Source organism: Mesorhizobium sp. WSM4849 (assembly GCF_055811385.1).
The window spans coordinates 15,708-31,122 of the sequence record NZ_JBVVPW010000024.1 but is presented as its reverse complement, the minus strand read 5'-3'; the positions used below and the strand labels follow the sequence as shown (position 1 = coordinate 31,122).

The following is a 15,415-nucleotide window of genomic DNA, read 5'->3' as shown; positions in this document are numbered from 1 at the left end:
GGCTGACTTTCGGGAAATATCAACGACAAAAAGGGGAACTGACATGACCAGCAATTCAAAGATGAGCGAAACCAAGAAACACTCGATCGAGACGCTCTCCGCCAGGGCCGCGCGCGGCGAGATCTCGCGCCGGCAGTTCACGCAACTGGCCGCACTCGTGCTGGCCGGGACGCCGATGCTGCTGCGCTCGACCGGCGCCTTCGCGCAAGCCAAGGAACTGGTCCTGGTCAACTGGGGTGGTGACGCCATCACCGCCTATGACGCGGCCTATGGCCAGGCCTTCACCAAGGAGACCGGCATCACCGTCAAGATGGATGGCTCCGGCCCGACCGAGGGCGCGATCGCGGCGCAGTTCAAGAGCGGCGCCCCGACCTGGGACCTGGTCGACGTCGACCCGTTCTCGGCCATCACTCTCGGCGCGCAAGGCATGCTCGAACCGATCGACTATTCGATCGTCGACAAGAAGAAGATGCGCGAGGGCTTCGGCTGGGAGCACGCCGCCTCGACCTATTTCTTCTCCTATGTCATCGCCTATGATTCCGAAAAATTCGGCAGCCAGGCACCAACCGGCATGGCCGACTTCTTCGATGTGACGAAATTCCCCGGCAAGCGCTCGCTCTACAAATGGGGCGTGTCGAGCTGGGAAGCGGCACTGCTCGCCGACGGCATCGCGCCGGCCTCGCTCTACCCGCTCGACCTCAAGCGCGCGCATGACAAGATCGCCGCCTTCAAGGAGAATGTCGTCGCCTATTGGGGCGGCGGCGCCGAAAGCCAGAGCGTGCTGCTCGACGGCGAGGCTTCGATGGCGATCGTCTGGTCGACCCGCGCCTCACTGATCGAGCAGGATTCCGGCGGCAAGATCAAGTTCATCTGGGACCAGGGCCTGATCTCGCCCGGCGCGCTCGCCGTGCTCAAGGGCAATCCCGGCGGCAAGGACGCAGCGATGAAGTTCATCGCCAGCGCCCAGGATCCGGAAAAGCAGCTGATCATGTTCGACAAGCTCGGCCAGGGTCCGGCCAATCCGGCGACCGACGCGCTGATCCCCGCCGACAAGAAGCGCATCAATCCCGTCGACCCCGAGAACATGAAGAAGCAGATACCGCTCGACATGGAATGGTACGCCAAGAACTACGGGGCCGCTCTCGACGAATACACGAAGATCATCTCCGCCTGATAGACCGGGATAACCGGGGCCGAGATGAAAGCATATCTCTCCGACAGGATGGGCGCGGCGCTGTTGATGGCGCCGCTGCTCTTCTTCCTGGCCGCCGCCTATGCCTGGCCATTCTTCGGCGTCGTCAACTGGAGCTTCACCCTGCCCGAGCCGGGGCTCGGGCAATATGGCACGCTGTTAAGCGACCCGCTGGTTCAGTCGGTGTTTGTCCGCACGCTGCGCATCGCCGCAATCGTCACAATTGTTTCGGTTGCCGCCGCCTACGCCATCACCGTGGTGTGGGTGCGCGGCACGCCGGCGCAGCGCGTGATCGCCGAGTTCTGCATCCTGGTGCCGTTCTGGATCTCGGTGCTGACGCGCGCCTTCGGCTGGGTGGCGCTGCTTTCCAATCGCGGCCTGTTCAACACCTGGCTGCAGGCGATCGGCTTCATCTCAGAACCGCTGACACTGGTACGCAACGAATTCGGCGTCATCGTCGGCATGACGCATTTCCTTATCCCCTTCGCCGTGTTTCCACTGGCGTCTTCAATGCGCAGCCTCGACGACCGCGTGTTGCTGGCGGCGCGCGGGCTCGGCTCCAGCCGCATGCGCACCTTCTGGTCGGTCTTCGTGCCGATGACGCGGTCGGGCATCATCGGCTCGGCGCTCATCGTCTTCGTCTTTTCGCTGGGCTTCTTCGTGACGCCTGCGATCCTCGGCGGCGGCCGCAGCGTTATGGTCGCCGAGCTGATCTATCTCCGCATCTTCCAGAGCCCGGACTGGGGCCTGGGGGCGGCGATCAGCGTCGTGCTGGTGCTGTTCGTCGGCGCGCTGATGGCGCTGGTGTTCCGCTATGTCAGACCGAAGCAGCTAATCTGATGCCGACCTACCGCCCCGGCCCCGTCTCGCTGGTCCTCGCCGCCCTGGTTGCGCTGTTCCTGCTGTTGCCGCTGCTTGCCGTGATCCCCGTGTCGCTGACGCCGACCCGCATGCTGGCAATGCCGTCCGGCGAATTGTCGCTGCGCCACTACCGGGCGCTGATCGAGGATCCGCGCTGGATTAACTCGATCCTGCTCTCGATCAGGATCGGCGTCGTCAGCAGCGCCTTCTCCACCGTGCTGGCGCTCTGCTTCAGCCTTGGCGTGTGGATGTTCCAGCCACGCTTCACCGCCGCACTTGTCGGCTTCGTGCTGCTGCCGATGGTGGTGCCGCCGGTGGTCTCGGCGATCACGCTCTACTTCCTGCTGACCTCGATCTCCGGTGTCAGCTCGTTCTTCGGCTATGACACCTGGCTCGGTGTCGCCATGGCGCATGCGGTGATGACGGTGCCCTTCGCCACGGTGCTGATCCTGGTGTCGCTCAGCCAGTTCGACCGGCGCATCGACCTTGCAGCGCGCGGTCTCGGCGCCACGGTATGGGAGCGCGCCACGCGCATCATCATGCCCAACATCAAATTCGGCATCGTCACCGCAGCCCTGCTGTCCTTCGTGCTGTCATGGGAAGAGATCGGCGTCACCCTGTTCATCACCTCGGTCAACGCCATCACGCTACCCAGGCTGATGTGGATGGGCCTGCGCGACAACATCGACCCGGCGATTGCCGCACTCTCGGTGATCCTGATCATCATCACGGTGCTGGTGCTCGCGGCGCGCAGCCTTGTGGTCAGGCTGCGCCGGGCGCATTAGGGCAGAAGCGTGCCTGCCCTACCCGGGTCGGCATGCACCGCAAGGCCATTGCGTTCGTTGCGTTGGAACGGGACGCCCACCGACTCCTGGCGGCGGAGCGCCGCCTTCACGCCATGGTGACAGGCGCGAATGAAACCTTGCGCCACGATGTGCGTTTTGGTGGGTTCAACTCATCAAAGGTTCCACCATGAACCAAGGATGGTTTTCCAAGCCGGTTGCGGTTTCGGTCGGCATCACGGGAGCGATCCGACATATTTCCAACGCGCAACAGGCCGTCGAATTGCTGACAGGCCAGTGGCGCGACGCCGGCAGTCTGCAACACAGCTCAGCGCTGCGCGCATGCCGCCGGGCCATGAGCGGCGATGTTACAACCGAAGCCGCAAGAGATGCCTTTGTCGGTGCCGCGCGGGAGGCGCATGTTCTGGTCGAGTGAGCGGCCGAACAGAGCCGGATAGATGGCGGGCCATACTAAGGCAGCTACCCCATGGCGTGGCGGATGGTCTTGGACAGACGGCTGAGGAATGCCGGCCTCGACGAGGCGTCAAGCTTCCAAGACAGCACCGCGGTCGCCATTTTCCGCGGCAACACCCCGACCGATAGGAACCAGGCGGCAAGGACGGCGCGCCGGCGCAGGGACGCCGTCATTTCGAGGCTGGCCACGGCGCCCGCCGCCCCGAGCGCCAGCCGGGAATCATTGGCCACGGGGTGCTGGCGCTTGTCTGCGCACAGCGACGCCAGCCGCTCTTCCAGATGGACCGGATCGTGGCGGACAGCCTCCGACGGCACAATTGTCAGGCCGATCCCGGAAGCATGGTCCGACAGCGCCTGCATGCGGCGGAAATCGTGGGTTACCCTCCAGCGTGCCCGCTCGGCGAGCTTTTCACCGAAGACCGAATGGTTGGCGCCGTGGATCCGGTAGGCGCCGAGGCATTCGTCGATGGACTGGACGTGCCCGTAAAGCGGCGCCAGCGTTGCAAGATAGCCATCGGCTCCCTGGCGGAACTCCGGCTCGGGAATCGGCATGATCGATTCCAGGGTTGAGCGGTCAAAGGCCAGCCCGCTGGTCACAGTCGTCTGATAGCGGCCCTTGTGCAGGAGTTTCGGCATGACGTCGCCGCTGTCGAAAGGCAGTTCGGGCGGCGGAAAGACATCCTTGATGCGTTGTCGTTCGTCGACGATATGCAACCTGGACTGCACCTGGGCGGTTGCCGCGTCCCAGGTGTCGACGATCCTGGAAATGGCGGTCGGATAGAGAAAGTCGTCGGCGTCGAGGAACAGGACGATCTTGCCCGAGCTTGCCGCAAAGCCGGTGTTGAAAGCGGCGGCATGCCCGCCATTTTGCGCTCGCGGGCAGGCGAGGATCCTGTCCCCATATGATTTCATGATTGTCGTCGAATTGTCCTGCGATGCATCGTCGACGACGATGACTTCGACATCCGCGTAGTCCTGCTCCAGGGCGCTGTCGATGCTGCGTTTGAGGAAACGCGCGTAATTGTAGTTCGGGATGATGATGGATACCGGAATCCTCGGGACAGACTGCATCGCATTTGACCTCGCATCTTGCTTTGGTTTCGGCAAAATCCCGCGCACGGGCCTGCCCCCTCTTCAAGTGCCCGACGAGTTTCCTGAGGAAAAGCCTGCGGCTTTCCATCAGGAGACGGGCTCGCTTTGCGACTTCGTACTGAGGCCGCCATGCCTTCGAGGGCTGCCGCCTTGGTCAAGGTTGTGGTCGGCGGCAGCAAAAGCTCCGACGGTTTTCGGCCGGTCGCAACCGAGCCCGACGGAAATGTCTCGCCCTTCGGTCGCGATCAGGTCGGGATCGAGGTGGACGGGCGCCTTGAAGGCATGGCGGATACTGACCTTCAAATACGGCTGGAACAAGCCCCGCACCAAGAACAAGACTCACAAGTCTGTTACATCTGAGGCAGCGCGCAGCGGCGTGGACTGTGGATAATCGCAGATGTTGGAGGTTGGCGGCGGCTATACCGAAGCCGGCGGCAGCCGGGCTTCGGTATATGACCGTGCAGCCTGAACGTCAGGCTGCCTGCAGCCCCGGCAACGACAGATCGGCTTCCTCCGGCAAGTCGCCGGCCATCGCGGCGGCAAACTTGGTCTGGTCGAGTTCCCCTTCCCAGCGCGCCACGACCACGGTCGCCACCGCATTGCCGACGAAGTTGGTCAGTGCCCGGCACTCCGACATGAAGCGGTCGACGCCGAGGATCAGCGCCATGCCGGCGAGAGGCACGGTGGGAACTACCGAAAGCGTCGCAGCAAGCGTGATGAAGCCGGCACCGGTGATGCCGGCGGCACCCTTGGAGCTCAGCATGGCGACGGCGAGCAGCAGGATCTGGTCGCCGAAGGTGAGCGGCGTGTCTGTCGCCTGCGCGATGAACAGCGCGGCCAGCGTCATGTAGATGTTGGTGCCGTCGAGGTTGAAGGAATAGCCGGTCGGGACGACCAGGCCGACCACCGAGCGGTTGCAGCCCGCGCGCTCCATCTTGGCCATCAGGCCCGGCAGTGCCGCTTCCGAGGACGAGGTGCCGAGCACCAGCAGCAGCTCTTCCTTGATGTAGCGGATCAGCGCCAGGATCGAGAAGCCGTTGTAGCGGGCGACCGCGCCGAGCACCACCAGCACGAACAGCAGCGCGGTCAGGTAGAATGTGCCGATCAGCATGGCGAGGTTGGCGATCGAGCCGATGCCGTATTTGCCGATGGTGAAGGCCATGGCGCCGAAGGCGCCGATGGGCGCGGCCTTCATCAGGATGGCGACGAGGCGGAAGATCGGCGTGGTCAGTGCCTGCAGGAAATCGACGACCGGGCGGCCGCGGTCGCCAACCAGCGCAAGAGCGAGCCCGAACAGCACCGAAAAGAACAGCACTTGCAGGATGTCGCCCTTCGCAAAAGCGCCGGTGATCGTGTCGGGGATGATGTTCATCAGGAAGCCGACGATGCTGGTGTCGTGCGCCTTTTCGGCATACGTCGCCACCTTTGTGGCGTCGAGCGTAGCCGGATTGATGTGCATGCCGGCGCCGGGCTGGACGACATTGGAGACGACGAGACCGACGACCAGCGCCAGCGTCGAGAACACCAGGAAATAGATCATCGCCTTGCCGGCGACGCGGCCCACCTTCTGCAGGTCGGAAACGCCGGCGATGCCGGTCGCCACCGTGAGGAAGATCACCGGCGCGATCACCATCTTCACCAGCTTGATGAAGGCGTCGCCGAACGGCTTCATCGCCTCACCGGTTTCGGGATAGAAGTGGCCGAGAAGCACGCCGGCGGCGATCGCCGCGAGCACCTGCACATAGAGATGCCGGTAGAAAGGAAGTTTGCCGCGCGGCTCGGCGGCAGCGAATACTGTCTGCATGACGTCCTCCATTGTGCTCCGATCGAAAGCTCGACCTCCCGGAGCAATTGCGTTGACCCCCAGCAGCCTCGCGACCGCCGAAGTCGTGTCTGCAACTGCCGTGCCAAGTGCGCGGAAAAGAGACTATCAATTTGATTTTATTGAGTATTCCAGAACTCACGAGGTCGCTTCGCACACAGAAAGTGCGGATATTCGCATAGCCGAATTGTGATTTGTGCGAAATCATGCACAAATGGGCGATGCTTCAACGCCCCTCCGCTGCCTTGTCGTCGACGCCCGAGCAACTCGGCAGGCGAGCGCGCCATGCCTGGCTGCTGTTTGCGGCCATCGCCCTTGCGATCGCCACGGTCGCACTTTACGGCGCCGGCCTCTATGGCCGCACCACCGAGGTCAGGGCCTTGGCGGCGCAAGCTCGCACCGATGCCAATCTGAAGGTCGCATTGCTGCGCGCTGTGCTGGAAAGCCCGCGCGCCCTGCCCCTGCTGCTGTCGGAAGACCAGCAGGTGCGCGACGCGCTGGCGCAGAAAAGTGGTGCTGCAACCGATGTGCTGAACCGCAAGCTCGAAGGGCTGGTCTCCGGCACCAAGGCTTCGGTGCTCTATGTCATCGGCACCAACGGGCTGGCGATCGCCTCCAGCAACTGGCGCGACCCGATCAGTTTCGTCGGCAACGACTACCGGTTCCGCGATTATTTCTCCGCGGCGATGCAATCGGGAACCGCCGAATATTTCGCGCTCGGCAATGTCAGCAAACGCCCCGGCCTCTACATCTCGCGCCGCGTCGGCGATGCTGCCGCACCGCTCGGCGTCGTCGTCGTCAAGGCGGAGTTCGATCAGCTCGAGGCCGACTGGCGCGAGGCGAACCGCCCGGCCTATGTCAGCGACGAGCATGGCGTCGTCCTGATCACCAGCGTGCCGTCCTGGCGCTTCATGACGACGGCGCGGCTTGCCGGGCCTGATCTTGCCGCCATCCAGGACAGCCAGCAGTTCGGCGATGCACTGCTGATGCCGTTGCCGATCACGCGCCCGCAGGCACTTAGCCCGGACATGTCGATCGTCCATGCCGTGACGCCCGGCGGCAGCGATGCGGAATATCTCAGGCTTTCAACCCTGATCCCTTCGACCCCCTGGCGGCTCGACTATCTCGTCCCGGCCGAGGCGCCGATCGCCGCCGCGGCCCGTGAAATGCGGCTCCTTGCGCTCGGCGTCGTTGTTCCGTTGCTCGGCCTTGCTGCGTATCTGTTGTGGCGTCGGCAGTCAGGACAAATGCGGATCGCCGCCGAACAGGCGGCGCGCACCGAACTCGAACGCCGCGTCGTCGAACGGACCGAGGATCTGAGCCGCGCCCGTGACCGGCTGCAGGCCGAGATATCAGACCACCGCAGCACCGAAGCCAAGCTGCAGGTGGTGCAGCAGGATCTGGTCCAGGCCAACCGCCTCGCCATCCTCGGCCAGGTCGCCGCCGGCGTCGCCCATGAGATCAACCAGCCGGTCGCCACCATACGCGCCTATGCCGACAACGCCCGCGTCTTCCTCGACAGGAAGCAGACCTCGCCGGTCGAGGAAAACCTCGGTGCCATCGCAGCACTGACCGAACGCATCGGCACCATCACCGAGGAGTTGAAGGCCTTTGCCCGCAAGGGCCGAACTGCCGCCGAGCCTGTCGAACTGCGCGGCGTCATCGAAGGCGCCGTGGTGCTGCTGAGAAGCCGCTTTGCCGGCCGGCTCGACGCACTGGCCATCGAATTGCCGCCGCCGAACCTCAAAGTGATGGGCAACCGGGTCCGGCTCGAACAGGTGCTGATCAACCTCTTCCAGAACGCGCTGGAAGCGCTGGACGGCCGCGACGATGCCAGGGTGCAGGTGTCGGTCGAAGAGACGGCGGACGGCGTGACGGTCGGCGTGTCCGACAACGGCTCGGGCATTCCGCCTGCGATCCTTAAATCGCTGTTCACGCCGTTCAACACGTCCAAGGAAAAGGGCCTCGGCCTTGGTCTCGTCATCTCGAAGGACATCGTCGCCGACTACGGCGGCCGCATCGAGGTTTCGAGCGACGACAGCGGCACCCGCTTCACCATCCATCTTGCAAAAGCAGCGTAATGGCCAAAGCAGAAATGACGAACGATGACGCCGCGCCAGTCATCCTGATCGATGACGACAGCGATCTCCTGAAGGCCACTGCGCAGACGCTGGAGCTTGCCGGCTTCTCGGTATCGGCTTTTTCGGTGGCGGCCGAGGCGCTGGCGACGCTCGACGCCGGTTTTGCCGGCGTGGTGGTGTCGGATATCCGCATGCCTGAGATCGACGGCCTGCTGCTTTTCGACCGCGTCCTGCGGCTGGACCCGGACATTCCGGTCATCCTCGTCACCGGGCATGGCGACATCGCGGTTGCCGTCAAGGCGATCAAGGACGGTGCCTACGACTTCATCACAAAGCCCTTCGCCGCCGACCGGCTGGTGCAGAGCGTGCGCCGCGCCGCGGAAAAGCGCCGCCTGGTGATGGAAAACCGCGCCTTGCGCGAAGCGGCCGGAGAGGCGCAGGACGGCCTGCCGCTGATCGGCCAGACGCCGGCGATGGAAAGGCTGCGCCGGACGCTGCGCCAGATCGCCGACACCGATGTCGATGTTCTGGTGACCGGCGAGACCGGTTCCGGCAAGGAGGTGGTGGCCAGCCTTCTGCATCGCTGGAGCCGCCGCGCCAAGGGCAATTTCGTCGCGCTGAATTGCGGCACGCTGCCGGAGACGGTCATCGAGAGCGAATTGTTCGGCCATGAGGCGGGCGCCTTCACCGGCGCGCAGAAGAAGCGGATCGGCCGCATCGAACATGCCAGCGGCGGCACGCTGTTCCTCGACGAGATCGAAAGCATGCCGGTCTCGACACAGGTGCAGATGCTGCGCGTGCTGGAGATGCGCGAGGTCACGCCGCTCGGCACCAACGAGTTGCGCCCGGTGGACCTGCGCGTGGTTGCCGCCGCCAAGGTCGATCTCGGCGATCCGCACCAGCGCGGCACGTTCCGCGAGGACCTCTACTACCGGCTCAACGTGGTGACGATCTCCATTCCGCCGCTGCGCGAGCGCCGCGACGACGTCGCCCTGCTGTTCTTCTATTTCGCCGAGCGCGCCGCAGCCCGCTTCAGGCGTCCGCTGCCGGCGGTGCCGGCCTCGGTGCACCGCCACCTCAGGGAGCATGACTGGCCGGGCAATGTGCGCGAACTCGCGCATTTCGCCGAGCGGCTTGTGCTTGGACTGGAAGAAGACGCCGGAGCGCCATCCCCTGCCCCAGCCCAGCCGGATGCCGCCATGAAGCTGCCGGAGCGGCTGGAGCGCTACGAGGCCGACATCATCCGCGAAACGCTTGGCCGCAACGAGGGCGACGTCAGGCGCACGATCGAAGCGCTGGGGATTCCGCGCAAGACCTTCTACGACAAGCTCCAGCGCCACGGCATCGTGCGCAGCGAGTTTTCGAGATGAAGGAGGGCCGCCGCCTCGGCCTCATCTGCCTGCTGGCGTCTTGTCTCCGCAGAACGGGCCGAAGGACACCTTCACCGAAAATATCGCCAATCAGCAGGGTTGCAGAAAGAGCGCCGACGTCGCGGCCAGCCTCTTTCTCCCCGTTCTACGGGGAGAAATGCCCGGCAGGGCAATGAGGGGCAGCGCCAACGTCTGCAAACGTCCCTCTCCGCAGCAACTCTGCTGACGCGAACCCGATTCCGGTTTTCGCCATCCTACGCTACACTTGGTCCACGCCAACCGGACCACCATTTCATGATTGTCCAGACCTGCATCAATGGGGCGCGCAGCGCCGATTTCCATCCGCAGCTGCCGCTTGACGCGGAAGCCATGGCGCGAGACGGCGCGGCCTGCGTGGCCGCCGGTGCGGCCGAGCTGCATGTCCATGCGCGCGGGCTCGATGGTCGCGAAAGCCTCGCGCCTGAGGCGATGAACCCGACCGTGCTGGCGCTGCGCCGCGCCTGCCCGGGAACGCTGATCGGCGTCTCAACCGGCGCCTGGATCGAGAACGACGACGAGCGGACGCTTGCCGCGATCGCCGGCTGGAGCGAGCTGCCCGACTACGCCTCGGTCAATCTGAGCGAGGAAGCCGCGCCCGAAGTCATGCAAAGCCTGCGGCAGCGCGGCATCGGCATCGAGGCCGGGCTCGCCTCCGTCGCTGACGCCGAGCGCCTGGTCCGGCTTGACCGTGGCAACCAAGTGCTGCGCATCCTGATCGAGATCTCCGAGCAGGAGTTGGACGCGGCGCTGGAGGTCTGCGACGGCATCGCGGCGGTGCTCGACCGCGCCGGGATGCGTCGCGCCATCCTGCTGCATGGTGCCGACGCCACGGTGTGGCCGTTCGTCCGCAGGGCGGCGGAACGCAACTGGTCGACGCGAGTCGGGCTGGAGGACGGCAAGGCGCTTCCGGACGGCACTACGGCATCGGACAATGCAGCACTGACGGCTGCTGCGGTGGCGATTTTCCGGGCCGGCCGCTGATTCAATCCGTAGGCTTCGGGCGCCTTGCCAAATCTTTTCGGGATCCAGCGTCAGGCCACGTCCCGCAAAGTCGAACGCGGCGTCGCCGACTTCGCGGTTGCGACTGCGCCGTCCTGGTGGAGCGCGAACCCTGTGGCGCCCGGGTCGCCCAGTTCAGAGCGGAGCTGCATGCTCGGGATGTGGTAGTCGCCGCCATTCTGCTGCCGATAGGGAATGGGTCGGGTTGTCTCGAGCGTCCGCATCCTTTCGCGCAGGCGCTCAGCGACAGGCTCGAAATCGGCCTCCCCGAAACGATCCACTCTGTAGACCACGAACGGCGGAAGCACGTCGTAACCCGGATAGTAAAGGATCCCGTGATTGATCGGGAACAGCAGGTCGTCGATCGGGCCGTTGACGCCGCGGGCGGAATAATGCTCCTCCCAGCCGCCGGCGGTCACGATCAGCATCGCGCGCTTGCCGGCGAGCGTTCCCTCGCCAAAGCGGTCACCCCATCGCTTGTCGCTATGCTCGCCGACACCATAGGCGAAGCCGTAGGCGTACACCCGGTCGACCCAGCCCTTGAGGATCGCCGGCATGGCGTACCACCACAGCGGGAACTGGAGGATCAGCGTGTCGGCCCACAGCAGCTTGTCGATTTCCGCTTTAACGTCAGCGGTCAGAGTGTTGGTCGTAAAAGCTTTTTTGGATGCCCCAGCCGGCAGGAGGCGTTCTTCGGGCGGCCACGACGGAAAGTCGGCACGGTCCACCTCGGATTTCCAGCCATCGGCATAGAGGTCCGACACCCTCACCTCGTGGCCCTCGGCCTCGAGTTCCCTGATGGCCACGTCACGCAGTGCGCCGTTGAGCGAACGCGGTTCAGGATGAGCAAAAACAAGCAGGACTTTCATGGGTCAGCTCCGAAGAAGGACAATGAACGCTGAAGGTAGCCAGCCCCGGGGTGATCCGCTATGCCTAGGCAATGCATATGATTATGCCGAATAATGGATAGATCTGATGTGACGCTCGAGCGCATGCGCACCTTCGTTCGCGTCGCCGAGCGCGGCAGCCTGTCGGCGGTGGCGCGCGAGCTCGGAGTTGGGCAGTCGACGGTCACCCGGCATCTGCGCGAGCTCGAAGACGCCGTCGGGGTGTCCTTGCTCAGCAGGACCACCCGGCGGGTCACGATGACCGATGAAGGCAGCCGTTACTATGCCGACAGCGTCCAGATCCTGCGCCTCGTCGAGCAGGCCGGCGACGAGGCACGGGGCACGCGCGGCGCGTCGGCCGGCACGATCCGGATATCCTGCACGACGGCGCTCGGGGTCTTGCACGTCAGCCGGCTGATCTTCGCCTTTCAGGACCGCTATCCCGACATCGGGATCGATCTCAGCCTCACCGACGAGCGCATCGACCTTGTGCGGGAGGGAGTCGACATCGCGCTTCGACTCGGTCCGCTCACCGACAGCTCGATGAAGCTGCGGGCGCTCGGCCAGTCCCGGCGTCTGCTGGTGGCGTCGCCGGCCTATCTGGCGGCGCGGGGCAGACCGGCTGTCCCGCAGGACCTGCCTGGCCATGAAGGCATCCGGATGTCGAACATCGCAGGGAGCGACACGCTCGCCCTGCAGGGGCCGGGCGGCGAACGCCATGCGGTACCCTTTGGCGGCCGATTTCGGGTCGACCATGGGCTCGCAGCGCGCGAAGCGCTCGTCGCCGGGCGCGGTATCGCACCTGCCCATCACTGGCTTGTCGAAGATCTCCTCGCCGCCGGCCGGCTGGAAGTGATCCTGCCAGACTACACCCCGCCTCCCGTACCGCTGAGCATGCTGATCGTCCCGGAGCGCGCGGGCATTGCCAGGGTCCGGCTGCTGGCCGATTTTCTCGCCGAGCGGATTCGCGGCATTCCGGGGATCGAGAAACCGCGTTAGTCGGCATGCCCTCGGTCGACCACGACACCGGCAAAGATACACCATTCGGCCCTGTTGACAGGCGGCCGAACGCTCTTGCGATTTCAAAAGATACACCCTAAGCTGTTTTCATATCAGAAAGAAAACTTCATCATTTCTTTCCATTTATGAAAGCCTAAGCGTTTGCGGGAACATCTCGATCAGACCGACCGGCGACTGGTCAAGCTGCTGTCACAGGATGCGCAGCTTGGAGTCAATCGGCTCGCCGAGAAGATGGCCGTCTCGGTGCCGACGGTGCGCATGCGGTTGCGCAACCTGCTCGACCGCAACCTGCTCAAGATCGTCGGGCTACTCAACCTGACCGAGCGCCCAGAATTGATCTCGGCGATCGTCGGCATCAATGCGCAGGGGCGAGGCCGGGCTCGGGAACTGGCGCAGCGCATCGCCGAACTGCCTTTCGTGAACTCGGCCTCCGTCGTCACCGGACGCTTCGACATCATCGTCGACGTGACGGTGGCCGGCGATGTCGCCGATCTCTATCGCGTCACCAGCGAGCTGATCCCCGGCGCGGGCGAGCCCGGCGAAGTCGTGCGCAGCGAGACCTTCGTCGTCATGGCCTCCTGCAACAAATGGGTCAGCCTGCCGGAAGGCTGCTGGTCGGACGAGACCAAGCGCGACGAAACTGGGCGGCACGAAACTGGCCGAAAGGAAATGCCATGAAGATCGCGGTCCTCGGCGGCCTCGGCCTGCAGGGCCGTGCGGCGATCGCCGATCTCATCGCCAGCGCCGGCGTCGAAGAAGTCATCTGCGTCGATGCCGCCCGGGATGGCGCAGCCCGACTTGGCGGACTGGCCGACCTTACCCGCGTGCGTTTCGTCGTGCCCGAGGGCGCGATCGCCCCTGTGTTGGCGAACGTGCTGGCGGGTGTCGACGCCGCCATCGATCTGTTGCCGCAGCCGCTGATGCGCGAGGCGGTGCAGGCCGCGATCGCGTCGCGCACGCCGCTGGTCACTACCAATTACGGCAAGACGATCGCCGATCTCGCCCCGGCAGCGGAAAAGGCCGGCGTTTCGATCATGACCGAATGCGGGCTCGACCCCGGCATCGACCTCGTGCTCTACGCACGCGCCGCCCGTGAATTCAACGCCATTACGGCGATCGATTCCTATTGCGGCGGTATCCCCGAGCCGAAGGCGATGGCCAAGCCGCTATGCTACAAGGTGAGCTGGAACTTCGACATGGTTCTGATGAGCCAGAACCGCGACAGCGTGCTGGTCGAGGACGGCCAACGGGTCGAGGTGCCGGCCGGCCGCCAGCACGACAATCCGTTCATCCATCAGATCGAGGTCGAGGGGCTGGGCAGACTGGAAGCCTTCCCCAATGGCGATGCACCGCATTACGCCGGCATGCTTGCCGCCGCCAAGGGGCTGCAGCGCTCCGGCCGCTATTCGCTGCGCTGGCCGGGCTGGTCGGCGTTCTGGGCGCCCCTGAAGGAGCTCGGCTTCCTCTCCGAAGACAAGGTGCCCGGCGTTGGCGCCAGCCCACGCGAATTTCTCGGCCGGCTGCTCGGCCCGCAACTGAAATATGGCGCCGACGAGAAGGACCTTTGCGTGATGCGCAATGTCTTTACCGGCACCCAGGGCGGCCGTCGCAAGACAGTGACATCGGACCTGATCATCGAACGCGATCTCGCCTCCGGCTTGTTCGGCATGAGCCTCGGCGTCGGCTATCCCGCAAGTATCGTGGCGCAGATGCTGGCCCGGGGCGAAATCACTGAACCCGGTCTGCTCAACCCGCTGCTGCATGTGCCCGACGGCCCCTTCCTCGATGAGCTGGCCCGGCGCGGAATACGAGTATCCGAAACGATCAGCTGGGATTGAGGATTTTCGAACGGTGGTCGCCGCCGGCAACGGCGCTGCTGCTCAAACAGCACCCCCAAGGGTGAACAACAAAGTGAAAACAACAAACGACAACAAGGAGGAATGCCCAATGAAGCCAATGAAGATTGCGAAGATGGCCAAGCTTTTCATCGCAGGCCTTGCGCTCGCCGGCCTCACTGCCGCGGCCAGTGCCGGAACGCTCGACGAGATCACCAAGCGCGGCGAATTGCGTGTTGCCGTGCAGACGCAGGGACCGCCCTTCTCGCTGGTCGGCGCTGCCGGCGAACGCACCGGCAGTTCGGTCGAGCTTGCCGAACTGATGGCCAAGGAAATGGGCGTGAAGATCACCTTTTTGGATTTCGATTGGGACGGCCTGATCCCGGCGCTGCTGTCGGGCAAGGCCGATCTTCTGGTCGCCGACATGACGCCGACGCTGGCGCGGGCGATGAAGGTCGCCTTCACCAAGCCTTACATGTACACCGGCAGCACCGTCTTCACCAAAGCCGACGGCAAATTCAAATCCACCGAGGACTGCAAGGCCAAGGGCACCAAGATCGCCGTGCTGCTCGGCGCCACCGGCGAGAAGGAGGCCAAGAAGGCCTTCCCCGACGCCGACATCAAGAGCTACAAGGGCGGCGGCCCGCTGCTGCTCGACGCCGTCAACAACGGCCAGGCCGATTGCGGCGTCAACGACGTCTCGGCGGTCAAGGGCCAGTCGACCGCCTATCCGGCCGGCAGCTTCACCATCATGCCGGACATGCTGTCGAAGGAGCCGCTGGCCTTCGCCACGCGCTATGACGAGCAGGACCTGCTGACCTGGATGAACCTGTTCCTCGATCAGGTCAGCCTCGACGGCCGCCTGCAGAAGAACCTCGACTACTGGGTCAATTCCGACGACTGGAAGAAAGACCACTAAGCAGCGGTAGATCCGAGCGGTTTCGCGTGCGCCTCGGCGCTT

General features: G+C 64.5%; 15 protein-coding genes. 12 read left to right on the top strand and 3 right to left on the bottom strand.

Translation table 11 applies throughout. The features are described 5' to 3' along the window. The first annotated feature begins 61 nt into the window (after positions 1-61). The 4 genes from AC0L3L_RS24720 to AC0L3L_RS24705 all read left to right on the top strand — a co-directional run bounded on the left by AC0L3L_RS24720 (position 62) and on the right by AC0L3L_RS24705 (position 3,271). Positions 62-1,174, top strand: a complete 1,113-nt coding sequence (locus tag AC0L3L_RS24720) for an ABC transporter substrate-binding protein (RefSeq protein ID WP_473639564.1) — start codon at positions 62-64, stop codon at positions 1,172-1,174. A 24-nt stretch (positions 1,175-1,198) separates the two neighbouring features. Continuing rightward, positions 1,199-2,032 (top strand): ABC transporter permease, encoded by an 834-nt coding sequence (locus AC0L3L_RS24715; protein ID WP_473639461.1) that lies wholly within the window; start codon positions 1,199-1,201, stop codon positions 2,030-2,032. Further along, positions 2,032-2,838: an ABC transporter permease gene (locus AC0L3L_RS24710; RefSeq protein ID WP_473639459.1), complete on the top strand. Its 807-nt coding sequence runs from the start codon at positions 2,032-2,034 to the stop codon at positions 2,836-2,838. The genes AC0L3L_RS24715 and AC0L3L_RS24710 overlap by 1 nt, the downstream gene beginning before the upstream one ends. A gap of 187 nt (positions 2,839-3,025) precedes the next feature. Then, on the top strand, positions 3,026-3,271 hold the full coding sequence (locus tag AC0L3L_RS24705; RefSeq protein WP_473526936.1) for a DUF982 domain-containing protein: 246 nt from the start codon (positions 3,026-3,028) through the stop codon (positions 3,269-3,271). 44 nt (positions 3,272-3,315) lie between these two features. On the opposite strand, the gene AC0L3L_RS24700 is transcribed toward AC0L3L_RS24705, so the two are convergent. Continuing rightward, the gene (locus tag AC0L3L_RS24700) at positions 3,316-4,380 is read right to left on the bottom strand and encodes a glycosyltransferase family 2 protein (protein ID WP_473526935.1); all 1,065 of its coding nucleotides are present in this window, start codon (positions 4,378-4,380) and stop codon (positions 3,316-3,318) included. A 171-nt stretch (positions 4,381-4,551) separates the two neighbouring features. Between AC0L3L_RS24700 and AC0L3L_RS24695 the strand changes: the two genes are divergently transcribed. After that, positions 4,552-4,761, top strand: coding sequence for a hypothetical protein (locus tag AC0L3L_RS24695; protein WP_473526934.1), 210 nt, complete (start codon positions 4,552-4,554; stop codon positions 4,759-4,761). Between the two features lie 112 nt (positions 4,762-4,873). Here the strand turns inward: AC0L3L_RS24695 and AC0L3L_RS24690 are convergent, their stop codons facing one another. Then, positions 4,874-6,205 carry a dicarboxylate/amino acid:cation symporter gene (locus tag AC0L3L_RS24690; protein WP_123148166.1) on the bottom strand — a complete coding sequence of 444 codons (1,332 nt, stop codon included), beginning with the start codon at positions 6,203-6,205 and terminating at the stop codon, positions 4,874-4,876. 239 nt (positions 6,206-6,444) lie between these two features. Here AC0L3L_RS24690 and AC0L3L_RS24685 point away from each other — a divergent pair, with 239 nt between their 5' ends. From AC0L3L_RS24685 to AC0L3L_RS24675, 3 genes are all read left to right on the top strand, one after another. After that, complete coding sequence (locus AC0L3L_RS24685) at positions 6,445-8,304, top strand: sensor histidine kinase (protein ID WP_473639457.1); 1,860 nt, start codon at positions 6,445-6,447, stop codon at positions 8,302-8,304. 14 nt (positions 8,305-8,318) lie between these two features. Next, a complete protein-coding gene (locus tag AC0L3L_RS24680) occupies positions 8,319-9,674 on the top strand; it encodes a sigma-54-dependent transcriptional regulator (RefSeq protein ID WP_473639455.1) in 1,356 nt (451 codons plus the stop codon). A gap of 294 nt (positions 9,675-9,968) precedes the next feature. Further along, positions 9,969-10,694, top strand: a complete 726-nt coding sequence (locus AC0L3L_RS24675) for a 3-keto-5-aminohexanoate cleavage protein (RefSeq protein WP_473639453.1) — start codon at positions 9,969-9,971, stop codon at positions 10,692-10,694. Positions 10,695-10,744: 50 nt separating this feature from the next. On the opposite strand, the gene AC0L3L_RS24670 is transcribed toward AC0L3L_RS24675, so the two are convergent. Then, on the bottom strand, positions 10,745-11,581 hold the full coding sequence (locus tag AC0L3L_RS24670) for an NAD(P)H-dependent oxidoreductase (RefSeq protein WP_473639452.1): 837 nt from the start codon (positions 11,579-11,581) through the stop codon (positions 10,745-10,747). Between the two features lie 93 nt (positions 11,582-11,674). Between AC0L3L_RS24670 and AC0L3L_RS24665 the strand changes: the two genes are divergently transcribed. From AC0L3L_RS24665 to AC0L3L_RS24650, 4 genes are all read left to right on the top strand, one after another. Beyond that, positions 11,675-12,598, top strand: coding sequence for a LysR family transcriptional regulator (locus AC0L3L_RS24665; RefSeq protein WP_473639450.1), 924 nt, complete (start codon positions 11,675-11,677; stop codon positions 12,596-12,598). 162 nt (positions 12,599-12,760) lie between these two features. Further along, entirely contained in the window at positions 12,761-13,297 is a 537-nt protein-coding gene (locus tag AC0L3L_RS24660) for an Lrp/AsnC family transcriptional regulator (protein WP_095518778.1), read from the top strand. After that, on the top strand, positions 13,294-14,457 hold the full coding sequence (locus AC0L3L_RS24655; RefSeq protein WP_473639448.1) for a saccharopine dehydrogenase family protein: 1,164 nt from the start codon (positions 13,294-13,296) through the stop codon (positions 14,455-14,457). The genes AC0L3L_RS24660 and AC0L3L_RS24655 overlap by 4 nt, the downstream gene beginning before the upstream one ends. Positions 14,458-14,566: 109 nt before the next feature. After that, the gene (locus AC0L3L_RS24650) at positions 14,567-15,373 is read left to right on the top strand and encodes an ABC transporter substrate-binding protein (RefSeq protein WP_473639446.1); all 807 of its coding nucleotides are present in this window, start codon (positions 14,567-14,569) and stop codon (positions 15,371-15,373) included. Positions 15,374-15,415 lie beyond the last annotated feature (42 nt).